The 14,874-nt window shown below is 43.0% G+C and carries 10 protein-coding genes; 2 read left to right on the forward strand and 8 right to left on the reverse strand.

Features of this window, described 5'->3' with window-relative positions:
* Nucleotides 1–128: 128 nt before the first annotated feature.
* Complete coding sequence (locus CLV48_RS06515) at nucleotides 129–1,217, reverse strand: glycoside hydrolase family 43 protein (RefSeq protein WP_106566450.1); 1,089 nt, start codon at nucleotides 1,215–1,217, stop codon at nucleotides 129–131.
* Nucleotides 1,218–1,315: 98 nt separating this feature from the next.
* Here CLV48_RS06515 and CLV48_RS06520 point away from each other — a divergent pair, with 98 nt between their 5' ends.
* Together CLV48_RS06520 and CLV48_RS06525 are read left to right on the forward strand one after the other, a co-directional pair.
* The gene (locus CLV48_RS06520) at nucleotides 1,316–2,971 is read left to right on the forward strand and encodes a sulfatase family protein (RefSeq protein WP_106566451.1); all 1,656 of its coding nucleotides are present in this window, start codon (nucleotides 1,316–1,318) and stop codon (nucleotides 2,969–2,971) included.
* Between the two features lie 209 nt (nucleotides 2,972–3,180).
* Nucleotides 3,181–4,350 carry a PQQ-dependent sugar dehydrogenase gene (locus CLV48_RS06525; protein WP_245889503.1) on the forward strand — a complete coding sequence of 390 codons (1,170 nt, stop codon included), beginning with the start codon at nucleotides 3,181–3,183 and terminating at the stop codon, nucleotides 4,348–4,350.
* On the opposite strand, the gene CLV48_RS06530 is transcribed toward CLV48_RS06525, so the two are convergent.
* From CLV48_RS06530 to CLV48_RS06555, 7 genes are read right to left on the reverse strand one after another with little or no spacing between them, the layout of a single operon-like run.
* Entirely contained in the window at nucleotides 4,340–4,720 is a 381-nt protein-coding gene (locus CLV48_RS06530) for a hypothetical protein (RefSeq protein ID WP_106566453.1), read from the reverse strand. The genes CLV48_RS06525 and CLV48_RS06530 overlap by 11 nt on opposite strands.
* Nucleotides 4,704–4,997: a hypothetical protein gene (locus tag CLV48_RS06535; RefSeq protein ID WP_106566454.1), complete on the reverse strand. Its 294-nt coding sequence runs from the start codon at nucleotides 4,995–4,997 to the stop codon at nucleotides 4,704–4,706. Before CLV48_RS06535 ends, CLV48_RS06530 begins: the two co-directional genes overlap by 17 nt.
* Before the next feature lie 21 nt (nucleotides 4,998–5,018).
* Entirely contained in the window at nucleotides 5,019–5,174 is a 156-nt protein-coding gene (locus CLV48_RS20510) for a hypothetical protein (protein ID WP_170068988.1), read from the reverse strand.
* A gap of 17 nt (nucleotides 5,175–5,191) precedes the next feature.
* On the reverse strand, nucleotides 5,192–6,058 hold the full coding sequence (locus tag CLV48_RS06540) for a hypothetical protein (RefSeq protein ID WP_106566455.1): 867 nt from the start codon (nucleotides 6,056–6,058) through the stop codon (nucleotides 5,192–5,194).
* Entirely contained in the window at nucleotides 6,058–9,984 is a 3,927-nt protein-coding gene (locus CLV48_RS06545) for a tail fiber domain-containing protein (RefSeq protein ID WP_106566456.1), read from the reverse strand. Before CLV48_RS06545 ends, CLV48_RS06540 begins: the two co-directional genes overlap by 1 nt.
* Nucleotides 9,981–10,415 (reverse strand): hypothetical protein, encoded by a 435-nt coding sequence (locus tag CLV48_RS06550; protein ID WP_106566457.1) that lies wholly within the window; start codon nucleotides 10,413–10,415, stop codon nucleotides 9,981–9,983. The genes CLV48_RS06545 and CLV48_RS06550 overlap by 4 nt, the downstream gene beginning before the upstream one ends.
* The gene (locus CLV48_RS06555) at nucleotides 10,415–14,716 is read right to left on the reverse strand and encodes a tape measure protein (RefSeq protein WP_106566458.1); all 4,302 of its coding nucleotides are present in this window, start codon (nucleotides 14,714–14,716) and stop codon (nucleotides 10,415–10,417) included. Before CLV48_RS06555 ends, CLV48_RS06550 begins: the two co-directional genes overlap by 1 nt.
* Between the last annotated feature and the right edge of the window lie 158 nt (nucleotides 14,717–14,874).

Below are 14,874 nucleotides of genomic sequence, written 5' to 3' on the forward strand. Positions count from 1 at the left end.
CTTGGCGCCTTTATGGCCTTATTCGTATAATAAAGCCACAAAGACGTCAAGTCTCCAAATTCATTCTATTTGAAACCCAATCCAAATTTTGATAGATGTATTGGCTTAGGCTTTTGGTGCAACCTATTTTATTTCATTGGATTGATAGTAATTATCGTTCCATCATCATTATATCTCAACTCTGTCATTTTGATGTTTCTTAGATGGGTTTCACCGGACAATTCTGTATCATGGTAGAATAAGTACCATTTTTCTTCAAATTCCACAATGGAATGGTGGTTCGTCCAGCCTTGAACAGGCAATAATACATTGCCTTTGTGGACAAATGGGCCATAAGGACTGTCGCTTATGCCATAAGCAATATTATGGGTGTCTCCTGTAGAATAGGAAAGGTAATATTTTCCATTGTATTTGTGTACCCAAGCACCCTCGAAAAACCTCCTTTGGTTGTCGCCTGATAAAATTGGATTTCCCTGTTCATCCACTATCAGAGCATCAATTGGTTTTTCAGCTAATTCTAGCATATCTCCTGAAAGTTTGGCTACTTTAGGCATTAGGGCAGGCTGATCTGAAGCTGGAATTCCATCTGTTGGTCCTTTTCTTCCCTGTACCAGTTTTCCGTCTTCAAACCACTGTAGTTGACCACCCCAGATGCCGCCAAAATAAAGGTAGTAGCTTCCATCATCATCTTGGAAAACAGCAGGATCCATACTGTATGACCCTTTGATTGGAGCGGGCTGTGCCTTAAATGGACCTGCAGGACTATCTGCTACTGCGACCCCGATCCTGAAAATATCTTCTTTGTCTTTAGCCGGGAAATAAAGGTAGTATTTTCCGTTTTTATGCGCGGCATCAGGAGCCCAAAGCTGCCTACTTGCCCAAGGAATATCTTCTAACTTTAAAACCGGTCCATGATCGATAACTTCTCCACTAGGTCTTTCCATGGAAAAGACATGGTAATCTTTCATGTCAAAATGCCCTCCCATATCATCTGAAGCAGCACTGGTCTCAATGTCATGGGATGGGTAAATATAAATTTTACCCTCAAAGATATGGGCCGAAGGATCAGCAGTATATATATGGCTGACCAAAGGAGAATGGCTGAATTTTGAAGCTTCCTCTGCTGATGTTGCTTGATCATTTTGGGAGGCAGGCTGATCACATGCATTACCTATAAGTAATAAGGCAATGAAAATCTTGTTAATTTTTGTTTTCATGTAAGATTCAATAGGTTTAGGTGGGAACAATAGGTTTCTTAAAACAAAACTACTTATTTTTATTGGATTGCCATAGAAATCAAATAAAGCCCGAAATAATGAATAAATTACCAAAACTGATTTTATTTGCCGGTTTACTCTTTTTTCTTTTTGCTTGTCAAAAGGAACCGTATGAACAAATCTCTAAGAGGCCTAATATCATTTTTATCATGTCAGATGACCATGCGTACCAGGCCATTTCTGCTTATGATAGTAGGTTGATTCAAACTCCCAATATTGATCGAATTGCAAACATGGGCATGTTGTTTACCAATGCCTCAGTGACTAATTCTATCTGTGCTCCATCCAGGGCTACCATACTTACCGGAAAGCATTCTCATATCAATGGAAAAACGGACAACCATTTCCCTTTTGATACTACCAATGTTACTTTTCCCCAGCTACTGCAGGAGGCAGGATACCAAACCGCCATGTTTGGAAAACTACATTTTGGAAATAACCCAAAGGGTTTTGACCAATTCAAAATATTACCTGGACAGGGGGTGTATTATAATCCCATATTTATCACCAAAAATGAGGGCACCTATGAGGTGGAAGGTTATGTGACGGACATTATCACTGATATGACATTGGACTGGCTGGAAAATGAAAGGAAAGCTGATCAGCCATTTTTTCTGGCCTTTTTACACAAAGCCCCCCATAGAGAATGGCTGCCTGCTGAAAGGCATATAGAAGAATTTGCCCAGAAGCAATTTCCTGAGCCTGCTACCTTATTTGATGATTATTCAGGAAGAGGATCTGCTACCAAAGAGGCTGAAATGAATTTGCTTCATCATATGAACTGGTCTGGAGATTCTAAAATTTATCCCGAAGTGATGGATCAATTGGGCATACCTGATGCTTCAGGTTGGGACAAAGGGGCGTTTAAAAGGGAAGTAGGTAGGATGAATAATCAACAAAGGGCAAATTGGGATAAGGTGTACCAGCCAATCAATGAAGCGTTTATAAAGTCCTTTCCCAGTATGAGTGAAAAGGATAAAATGCGCTGGAGGTATCAGCGTTATATGCAGGACTATTTAGGTACCATAGCATCCATTGATGAAAATGTAGGCAGAGTTCTTGACTATTTAGAGGCAAATGGTCTTATGGAAAACACTATTATTGTTTATACTTCCGATCAAGGTTTTTACTTGGGAGAACACGGTTGGTTTGATAAGCGATTTGTATATGATGAATCGTTTAAGACTCCACTTATGATTGCTTGGCCTGGAAAAGTAAAAGCTGGTACTAAGTCAGATGAACTAGTCCAAAACCTTGATTTTGCACAGACGTTCTTGGAGGCAGCAGGAATAATTCCTCCTGCCGATATGCAGGGGGAAAGTTTGATGCCTTTATTGACAGGGCAAGCTGATAAATGGACAAGGGAGGCCGTCTATTACCATTATTATGAATATCCGTCAATCCACATGGTCAAGCGACATTATGCGATTGTAACCAAAAAGTACAAATTGATACATTTTTATTATGATGTGGATGAATGGGAATTGTATGATCGGTTAAATGATCCACATGAGCTAAAAAATGTATATCACGAACCTGCTTATAAGGAAATAAAGAATAAGCTTCATCAAGATTTGGATGCCCTGCGAAAGAAATATGGCGATTCCTCTGAAATCAGTCAAAGATTATTACAGGAATACCTTAATGGTTTGAAGGCAACAGATCAAAATTTAGCACCTTCTTTTAAAAAATAGTTTTTGGATGGAAATTCTGTCAAATGATTGTTGTTTTTTCTGTTTGTTAAGTTAATAGCCAATCATATAATTGCTTCTATTTGATCAGGTTAGCGGACCCAATAAATATCGTTCTTATTTAAAAAGATACATTAAGTGGCACAGGTTTTGGTTAATATTCTAAACGATTTGGAATGTTGAGCGTTTTATAAAAAGTGACCTACTTTAAAATGATGAAAGGATTTGTTTATAAGATATCGACTCTTTTTGTTTTAATTTTTGTAGCTGTTGCCTGTTTGCAAGATGATGTACATGAGGAAAAGGACAATGGTGAAAAAGGAACCTTGGCTGTTATTGATGCTTTTCCCAACCTTTCTTTTAACCGTCCTTTGGATTTTCAGCATGCAGGGGATGGGAGCAATCGTGTTTTTGTGGTAGAACAGGGAGGGGTAATTTCAGTATTTCCCAATGATAAAAAAGCGGAAACGAAAAATGTTTTTTTAGATATCAGGTCAAAAGTGAGTAATCAGGGAAATGAAGAAGGACTTTTAGGATTGGCATTTCATCCAGACTTTAAAAGCAATGGGTACTTCTTTGTAAGTTATTCGGCATTATCACCTAGAAGGACCATTATTTCCAGATTCCAGGTTTCATCTTCCAATCCTAATCAAGCTGATATTTCCAGTGAAATGGTAGTTTTGGTTATCGAGCAACCTTTTTCCAATCATAATGGGGGTCAACTTGTATTTGGTCCTGATGGATTCCTTTATATATCGAGTGGAGATGGGGGTTCAGGCGGAGATCCACAAAACCATGGCCAAAGAAGGGAGACTTTGCTGGGTGCCATTTTAAGAATTGACGTCAATAGAAGTTCAGACGGGAAAAATTATGGGATACCTATCAATAATCCATTTGCTGGAAATGATGCAGGCCATGCTGAAGAAATTTATGCATATGGGCTAAGGAATCCCTGGAGGATGAGTTTTGATAGCCATACAGGTGCATTATGGGCTGCAGATGTGGGCCAGGATAGGTATGAGGAAATTAATATCATCAAAAATGGAGGTAATTATGGTTGGAGGTTCATGGAAGGAATGCACTGTTTTAATCCGGCTCAGGGTTGTAATCAGGAGGGGCTGGAAATGCCGATTTGGGAATACGGCCATTCCAATGGAGATAGGTCAGTCACCGGAGGTTTTGTTTACAGAGGAGAGGAAGTTGATGAATTAAATGGCTTGTATTATAATCACCAAATCAAAACGTCTTTAACTTCAAATCAAAACGTCCCCTTTTATTTATCAAAAATGGGAAGATCTCCACTTCTCAAGACAATCGCAGAATCAGTTCCGGATATAATGGTGTGTACAATCTTCCCGTTTTTCACCTCTGTCATTTCTTGACAATTTTTGATATTGATACAAGAATGTCCGCATGTATCTTCCCGTCCTTGTCCTTCAGGGCCTCAAATGGAATGAAAGCCAATTTAACTTCTTCCTCCTTGTTCCCAATAATATCAATTTCAGCTTCATACTCATGATACCTGGAAGGATCTATCCCTGTCTGATTGTTTTTGGTGACTGAAAACTTTTGGAACCTATCCTTTTGGTACTGCTCATAACTTTTCTTGATCGGTTCAATAGCCTGAATGTTCTGAAGTAGATCCCATGCCAGTTCCGCTTCAAGCTTCTCCCTTTTGGATAATTCCCTAAGACCGTTATCAATTCCGATAAGGTCATAAACTGTTAATTTGTTTTTAGATAACTGTGCCATCTTGGTAGTTTTCTTTTTCAGTTAAATTATTCAATAAATCACCTACAAAAGATTGTAAAACTGATTCTTCAACCTGGACTGATTCATATACCGTATCAATTGGCTGACCACCATCACTTAATGATTGTTGTGATGCAAATACCGACATTTCAATCTGAATAATTCTAAATCCGTTGATTGGATTTTGTTCAGGTCTGAAATTATTAACCCTAAATACCGCGTCCGGATACGTGAATTTATGGTTGTTGCTAGAGTGTGTTTTTTTTAATAAAGACATCTTTTTTTAAAGGTTAATGGATTAGACAATTCTTTCATCCCTATCAGGTTTATCAATAGGATAGTGGTCTTTTTCGCCGCCTCCTTTAGTGGATTTTGTTTTTTTAAATAACCCTTTTAGCAAGTACACGAAACCTGTTAAAAGAGCAATTAGGATAATGATTTGCAATGTTGTCATATTATTATGGATTTTGGTTAAAGTCCTTCACAAGGTGGATAATTACATGATAATGTTTGGGTAATTACCCCATTTACCACCTCATAAATTATTCCCGATGAGGTGAAATTCGGGTCACATGGGGATCCAAAATTGTAATATCCATTTGGCGCAGGTACTGTTCCGGCACTGTTCAGCCAAACCGTTGATCCCACTGTAAGGTTTAATGCCCAGTGAGTAACAGGGGATGGCCCAAAAGTCCATCCTGAATTGTCGCAGAAAAGCCCTCCATGGCTAATCACGCTCCATGCAGTAAAGTTGTTGGGAGGGAGGGTTGCAGTTCCTGACCATCCAGTTGTTAAGGCAATTTCATTGTAAACAGTCTGGTCTGATCCGGTATAAGATATTGACCAATTTGTTCCCTGTGCCACTCCTGTACGGATAAACGAACAGAAAACAGAAGTCTGACCTGCCTGGATGGTGAAGTTATGTGCTGTTAATCCCCCGATTCCTGGGCCTACCTGGAAATTGAAACTGAAGGTAATTGGATAGCCCACAAAGAAATTGGTGTTGATCTGAAATCCTATCTGAAGATCCCCGTTGGCCGCAAAAGTTTCCTGGAAATTAACGACTGAAATTGAGACTTTCGGAAACCCCTGGAAATGGCCGTATGAAGTAGGCTGCTGACCTCTAAGTATAGGTGTTCCGTTCTGTTGTGCTGCCTGTTCGTCTAATAACTGCCAGTTTGCCAATGCTACAAGTGTATCAAAATCATTTATGCTTGACGGGGGATTTGACATGTGGCCCCTTACTGCAGCTTCAATGGAATTGAAGTCTGTCGGTGGGTTGGGTGTGCCTACATGCCCCTTGAAAGCTATTGCCGGATTTACTGTAACTCTGCCCATTATGCTGCTGCTTTAAGTTTTGATACTTCGTTTTCAAGTTGGCTTATTCTTGATTTCAGTCTTTCGATTTCTGTCATTTCTTCTTTCACGGCCTCCCATAATACCGGGATCATGCCGTTGTAGTCCAAGTTGTAATAACCGTTGTAACCTTTTCTAACAAGTTCCGGGAATACTTCCTGAACATCCTGGGCAATAAAACCCAATTCCTTTTCGCCGGACTTACAATAGCTGTAACCATTGATCCTGTTGATGGCCTCCCTCCAATTAATGATGGGAACAATATTCTCCTTTAATCTCCTGTCGGATGATTTAACAAAGTTGTTTGCTGTCAAAACCCCATTTAATCCGAGTGTCGCAAGAACATTTAAATTAGAAGTCCTTCCTGCTGATCCTGATCCTAATCCTTGGAACAAAAAACCACCTGCTGAAAATGTGATATAACTTGCAAAGTCGGCTAAAGGGTGTATGTAGGTTCCACTTGTTGAAGTATGCCTAACATTATAGCCTATACCCCCGTAAGAACCCCCACTAAAGCCCGCAACAAGCCCTCTGCCTTCTGATCCACCATTACCTAAATTGACATTAAATGCCCCTGTGTTGTCGTGTATATTAGATGTATTTGTGCTACCATTAATCTGAAGTGTTCCACCTCCGCCCAACAAGGTTGTTGTACCCAATAACAACCTTCCATCTTCCATTAATGACATTCTGATCTGTGACCCTGTTACATAAGAGTTGGTTGTGGCAAACCTCATTCTTGTTCCATAAGAACCATCAGAGTTGACATATATACCCGCCTGTGCTGTGTCACCGCCACTGTTGTCTCTTGCGCCAAAAGTAATTGCCCCGCCGGCATTTGCTGTGGCATTCGTTGATCCTATATGGATACTTCCCCTCGCCGTGCCCGGGGTTGTTATGTTTGGGGCTATCATAAAGTTGCTTCGGATCTCACCATCTGTATGCACTCTTGCTATTGGACTTGTCAATCCAATCCCAACATTTCCATTTGGAAGAATTCTCATTCTTTCAATACCACCTGAAAAAAATTTTACTCCACCTCTAAGGTTCCCCATTTGAACATCTGCAAAAGAGTGTTCAATAAAAAACTGATTAGGACCGCCTCCTGATGAAAAATTTCTACCTACTAAAATTACAGATGAATCATTCCCGTTTACAACAAAAGCATTACTTGCCCTGACAACTCCATTTACCTGTAAAACCCCACCGCCATCCAGTCCTGCTGTGCTGTTGATCATAAAACTTGACCCATTGTCAAAAGCAATGCTGTTGCCGATTGTTGAGGATCCTGTGAACCTCGGTATAAATCCGGTAGTTCCTGAACCCTGTACCGGGGAAGATAAAGAAACAGAATCCCAAATCCTTTTCCATGCACCATAAGAACTTAGGCCCGAACTACTGCCCCGGATCCAAAGATTGTTGTTGTCCGTAAATCCAAGCTGTCTTGTTCCACCGCCTGAAGCATCACTCCATTGTTGGAATGTCATTACCCCGTGAAAATCGCCCCCATCGTTCAGACCATCGGTAGAATTCAACAAAAAGTCAAAACGGACCATCCTTCCCGAACCGACTTGAGGACCTGTAACAACATTTCTTGTGTCAAATACATTTATGCTTATAGGCCAAGTTCCTGAAGCATTGCTTCCGTTGGTATTTGCTTTTCCGTCCAAAGCTGCCTGAAGCCCTGAAACTTCGCTTATAAAGGGCCACCTCGTAGCCGTGTCGGGCTTGTTGGCCACCAATGACCATGTGGAAGGGAAGTTTTCAGGCCTGTTAAGGATGTTATCCCAGGTAACGGGGCCTCCCGGTCCTCCTGATCCTCCCGATCCTCCCGAACCGTTCTTAATGAAGTTTTGGGCAAAGGAAAAACCGCTTACCACCAAATCACCTTCAATAATGATCTGTGTACCATCCTGTCTCATGATGGAATCCCCGATTGTGTTTGTTCCGGTAAATCTTGGGATCCTTCCAATGGTTCCTGAAACTACCGGGATAGTAGGCCTGTCAATTAATTGATTCCAGGAAACAGACCTGTTTACCCATGCAGAACCGTTCCAACCAAGATAATGGTTGTTGTCCGGTGATGTAATTGTAACATCCGTATGGAAATCAATGGAATGGCCCGAAGGATTGAAAACCACTGGCTTATTGGTAACTTCATCCCAGGAAGGCCATCTTGTAGCTGTATCTGGCTTATTGGCCACCAAACTCCAGGTAGTCGGAAAATTTTCAGGTTTATTCTGGATATTGTCCCAGGTAATCAATCCTCCGGTTCCTCCTGATCCACCTGATCCCCCGTTTCCGTTTTTGATGAAGTTGGCTGCATAGATAGGGCGGGGAACCCAGATTCCGTTTACTACCTCTCCTACCTCTACTGCTTTTACTCCTCCTACCGTAACCTCCCTGATAGCAGAATCCACCAGTTCTTTTCTGTTTTCCACATCCCTGAACCTTGGGATGTAACCATCAGTTCCGGACCTGATTATCCTTTCAGCCTGGACTATTGTATTTCGGTTGGCTTCACGCTCCACCCTGATGATTTCATAGATATTTTCCACCACCTGCTTCTGAAGTCTGTCCTGCACAGTGAAGGTCACTTCTTCAGATATAGTGGCCGTGATCCTGCTCGGAATGGAAATGGGATAACTGATCCCTGTCACTCTCAGGTTTACATCCAGATCAAGCGGATTGTCCAACACCCTTATTTTCTGCCCAAAGACAATATCTACATTATTGTCCCGGATGTACTTTTCGTCACAGTCAAAACTATAGGTGACTGCAGGAAAGCTCCTGACGGCCAAAAATTCCTGTGCAGCATCAAGCAGGTCAGATTCAGCATCATCAATATAACTCTGAGGCATAATGATGTCCACTAAAGTGTAGGTATCACCTATCTCTGGACGGCTGTCTTCATTGGGTAAAATAACTCCCCCATCATTAAAGGGGTTGAACCGTATCCTTTTTAGGGAGTCGTTATATTCTGTGATCTCAAACTCATACCCGGCAAGGGCCCCGCTCTTAAAAACTATTTTGGCTACAGTCCCCTCAAGCAACTGATCATTGATATCAAAGTCAAGGGAACTGTCTATGATTTCCCTGGGATTGTTTTCATTGATCCCGTTGATGATACCTGTACGGCTGGGAAAAATATTCTCAAACCTTATCACACCTTCACGTATACCGTAGAGGGCAGTGTTCTGTGTGATAAACCTGTCCTCAATGGTAAGGGCCCTCAGACCTCCCCTGTAATCAAGAGGAAGATTATTAGAACCGCCCCACACGTCGAGCTTGGTGATCACTCCCCTGTCCTCTACCCTTTGTCTTTCGAGCTGATAGAGACCATTGCCTTTTCCGTAGCTTAAGGTTACATTAGAGGGTATTTCAAAGCGTTTTAAAAGGCTTATAACCTTTCCTTCAATAACATATTCCAGACCAAAAGTATTGGCCATGTTCAGAAGAGCCTCTCTACAGGTGATGTCTTCATACTGGACAGTAGTGGGTGCAATATCCTCAACATTTCCCACTGTCCACCCGGTATCATATACATTGAGGTTTTCAACAAGTAATAGAAGATGATCTTCCGGAGTACCGAAATATGAAAAACGGCTATCCCCCTCATCCTTTATGATTTTATTGTAAAGGGAATAGTCAAGGGCTTCAAAAATCACTGAATATTCCAGCCTGTTTTTTGATACCCTGACGACATTGGGGGCAATGTTTACATAAAAATTCTGGCCTCTCCATACAATATAATCCGATATCTGTATGTCGACCGGCTGCGGCACAGTGAATTCCACTGTAATGCGGTGCTCACCCATCAGCTGCCTGGAATATACAGCGGTATCATCCACCTTGATGGTGGTTACCGTAATTCCCGCACGTAATATCTGAAGGTCTATGGTCCTCATACTATATCAAATTTTTCAGTCGGATAGTCATCGTACATTTCAAGTGAGAAAACCGCAAAACAGTCACCTGAAGGATGATACTGTAGGTCTGTGATCTCATTCATCTGTCTGTACAGAAGTTTGAATCTCCTGTTAAGGTCAATACTGTCCAGAATGATCTCATCGTCTGTAAGTATATTTTCAAGAGCAGCCATTTTGTTGTTAAAGTCAGTTCTTGAAGAGCCTATCAGCAATAGGGGAAGGGTAAGTTCCCTCGATTCAAATGCATTTACACTCAGATCCCTTTCTGTGCCGTTTTCATCAGGCCAGTTTCTTGCATAGCCCTCTTTTCTTCTTGGAAGGCGAATGAGCTCCTTGAGTGTTCCCTCAAGAAAAAGAACCCCGTATAAAGTGTAGGCATCTGCCCCGTTTATTTGAAATTTACCGTTCATTATCCTAGTCCTAAGTCTCGTGTACCCTGCTGTGGCTTTGTGTTCTTTTTGATCTCTTTTAGCTCAGTGTAGACCGCATCAAGTTTGTCGGATGTCTCTCCTGTATTGTGCGCTATTGCTGCCTGGTAGCTCAATGACTCAAGTGCGGCTTCATAATGTAGTCTATCAGTTTCAAGCATCTTGACATTAGCTTCCAGTGTCCTTTTACTCACATCAAAGAATCCCCTGAAAAGCCCCGCAAGCTCTGATGCTGTGGCCTCTGTCATTTCCCTTCTGATTGCCCCGGACAATCCTTTCTGGTTATTTTCACCGCCTTTTTTGAACAAATTGAATCCTGATCCCTCTGCGGCCTGCTGCGCCGCAGACAGTGCGTCATTGAATACCTCCGCACTTGACTGGGCCTGGGAAAAGAAATCCTCAAAGCTTCTTGTAAGTTCTCCTACATCACCGGAAGCAATTGCCCCTACTATCTGCTCTTCAAACTGGTCAAAAACATCCCCGAATATCTTGTGAAATAAAATTTGGGTTATCATGTTTTCCAGTACTTTGTCCACGGTTTCACCCATGGCAAGGGCTGCATTTTCTCCGGACTTAAATGCCTCTACCAGAGAATTCCTGATATCATTTCCCATGGTGCCCACAAGTTCTGAGACCACATCTCTGATCTGCTGTCTGGCGGACTCCATTTCTTCTTCCCATGCGATGATATTCTCCAGTATCCCCTTGGTGGATTCATCGATCATATTGTTCTGGATCAGGCTGTCTGCCAGTGCACGGTTAAGCTTTAGTACACCTGATTCCGTCATCTCCAGGAGTTCAGGATATTCCTGTAGAACCGGTACCAGGTTGTCCACTTTCTTTTTACCTCCAAAAAGTCCGGCCACGGCACCTACTACAGCCCCTATTGCTGTTCCTATAACAGGAACTATAGCTGATCCAATTACAGCTCCTGTTGCAGCACCTGTTCCGACATTTCCCCAGTCGATGGCAGATCTTGTTCCTGCTTTTGCCCTACCTTTGGACAGTTCTTCCAGTGCCTTCTGATATTCCTCATTGGCCCTGTTGATAGAGGCAAGACCGTCACGTATCCTTCCCTCAAAGTCCTTTAGAAATACATTCTCCCCAAGTATCGACTGGAGTCTGATCTGTTCGTTCAGGGAAAGGTTGTACTGCCTCTGGAACCCTAATACATTGCGGTAATATTCCTCTTCGGCCTGCTTTCTCCTCTCTGCAGCCGATGCAAGCATATCCACCATTCTGATGACACTGCTTATGCCTGCGGTGATTTTATCAGTATCAGTGGATGTCTTGTCTAACACGGTCAGCAGATCACCCACACCGCTGGCCATTCCGCTGAGAATACCGCCGATATTGGACAGGCCTTTGTTCCCTGTCACCTGGCCAAGATTGGCAAGCGACTGTCCAAGATTTCCGATAGCTGTAGCTATCTGGAATATGTTTCGGAAATTGGTCTCGCCTATTTCCTGCTCGAATTTGACGATGGCCCGGGCTATTTCAGCCCTCAGCTCTTCGCTCATATTCTCAGAAGCAAGCATCTGCTTGAGACGGGACACAAGCATACGGGCAGATTTCACGGACATTTCCGCTATACCTGACTGCAGCTCTTTATAGACAGCGATTTTTTTGACATTATTGTCGTCCAGCTCATCGAGTTCCTTCTGATGTGATTCACGTAGGATCTCCAGTTCTTCAAATTTACCGTCAGCTATCAGTTTTGATTCTGTTTCCCGGAAGTTCTGGATTATCCTCTCCCTTTCTTTCTGATAGGTCTTGAGTTCTGCGAGCTGCTCTTCATATGCCCTTCTTTGCTGCCTCAGGGCTTCATTGCTTTCCTCTGTCAGTACCCTTGTGATTTCCCTTGCCTGATCAGTGGCCGTTCCTTCCATGACTGCGGTTAATGCATCCTGGTTATCCTCCGTCTTCTGCGTTATAAAATCCAGATAGGTTTCATATTCACCAAGCTGCGAAGCGAACTGCTCTCTGGCAGATTCCACCCCAAACTGTTTCTTATAAGTCTCAAAGTCCTCAAATACCTTTTTCATCTCCGATATTTCGGACCTTAAGCGCTCCAAAGGTGACAGCTCTCCGCTTGCCTGCTGGATTTCCTGTCTGATAAGCACATTCTGTCTGGGTGCATCAGCTGATTTCTGGTTGATTTTGGACTGTTCCTGTTCGAGATATTGGAGATAGGTCCCGGAACTTTTGATCAGGTCGGCAAACTGTGCATCCGCAGTTTCCCGACCCATGAGCTCTATCGCGCGGTAGTAATCTTCATATTGCTTCCTTTTTTCATCCAGCCGCTGCTTGAGAAGTTCAAGTTCTGTTTTTTTGGATTCTTTCTCCTTTTCCTTTACCGATTTGATCTCCAGCGCTGCTATCTTCTGCTGGAGGGCTTTCTGCTCACGTTCATTTGCAGCAAGGGATTCGGTATCGGCCACATCAATATTGTCCCTTTCTTCCGAGAGAAGCTGGAGCTGTTCTTTAAGGGCTTTCAGGGTAGTGATGGCCTGCTGTGATATCTCCTCGGATTTTTCCTCTTCTTCATTGAGCAGACCAAGCTGCTTCAGATAGGCAGTCTTCGCTTCTGCCAGCTGTTCCGTTTCTGTTTTTTCACGGTTGATGGCAGCGGCATATTTCTGTGCACCTTTTATGAGATAGTCGTAATTGTAGGTAGAGATATCATTCCCGGAACCCAAGACCGATATATCGAGACCGAAATCCCTTAGGATTTTATCAAACCTTGACTGCACCTGGGCTGCAGGGACATTTGAAAACTGGCTGAATTCCTCTATTGCCTTATCAAACTCCGCCGAAAGCTGTGCACCTATTGTAGAGGAAAGCTGTGCATCCTTGATGGCATCTACAACCTGAACCCCCCAGTTCTTTGACAGTTTTTGTGTTTTGGATTTAAGATCTGCAATATCAGATTCCTGGGACCTCAGAAATACACTTTCCGCTATAGCTTTGTTAACAGCTTTTTGCGCAGCTTCTATCTCTTCAAGATTTGTTTTTTCTGTAAGCTGGGAAGGCAGATATTCCTTGTAGGTCTTATTGATCTTTTCGATCATTTTCGAGCGCTCTTCGGTGCCTTCAGCTGCAGCTTTCAGAGACTTAAAGAGCTCATTGCTTGCAGTTACTTCTTCCTTTATACTGTTTTTAAAATCCTCAGATAATTTTACTCCCTTATCTGTGTTTTTATTATAGATGACCAGCGCACTGATCAGTGCCGTAAGCGCTGTGGCCGCTGCTACATAAGGATTGGCCAGCATAGTGGCATTCAGAAGAGCCTGGGCCCTTGTGGCCAGGACAGTCCATTTTTGCTGGAGTATCTGTGTGGCCGTAAGTCCTTTGGCACTGAGTGCCGCTGCATTGTGTGCCGCTGCAGTTAGCATAACCGCAGCCCTATAGGTACCGTAGGTGACGATGAGGCCTTTTACCACATCAACCACAGTCTGATAGTTCTCTACCAGTGAGATGATTCCGGACAGACTATCGGATATAAGCCCCTCATTGCCCTCACCGATTTCATTGTACATCCTGTCAAATGCATCCCCGAGATTTGAAAGCTTGCCCGTAATAGAAGCAGACTGCTTTTCCATAAGGTTAAAAAATATTCCGCCCTCATCGGTGAGGTTATTGATGGCAATTTCCACTTCCTTAAAGCCAACCTTTCCCTGTGATACGAGTTCTTTCACTTCGGATTCTGCGACTCCGAACTGCTTGGCAAGCTCTGCGGTAAGAGGAATACCCCTTCCGACAAACTGCTGCAGATCCTGTGCAAAAAGTCTTCCCTGGACCCTCGTCGTACCGTAAAGATAGGTAAGGTCATTTAGTGGGATGGAAAGGCCTGCCGATACATCGCCAAGCCTTCTGAGTGTGTCCGTTACACTCTCGGTGCTCGTACCGTATGCCAATAGCTGTTTTGTGGCATTGCCTACATCGGTGAGTGAAAAAGGCGTCTTGGCGGCAAGCTCTACAGACCTTGCCAACACTTCATCCGCCTTCTCTTTATTACCTATAATCGTCTCAAGAGAGATGTCAAGCTGTTGAAATTCGCCACGGACCCTTGCCACTTCACTTATAAACCCACCTATAGCATTGATTGAAAAATATCCGGCTATGGCTGCACCGAGCTTTTTATAGACCATCTCGGCCCTTTCAGCTTCGGATACAGCTGTATCTGATATACCCTTGATCTCATTACGTACCTTTTGGGAAGACCGGGTGAACTCCGGGTTGTTGATCAGAAATTCTACGCTTATCGGTTCGAGCTTTTCCATGTCCTTAATTTAGACCTGCCTTCGGAAGGATTTCCCTCCCTGACATCACTTGATTCAATCATTGCCGGTGCGTCGGACATCCCCGACAGTACCACAGACCAGGGAATTCCCCAGATGACGTACTGAAGAGACCAGCCGGTCTTTTCGCACACATGGAA

It is taken from the genome of Cecembia rubra (assembly GCF_003014575.1).
GTDB lineage: Bacteria > Bacteroidota > Bacteroidia > Cytophagales > Cyclobacteriaceae > Cecembia_A > Cecembia_A rubra.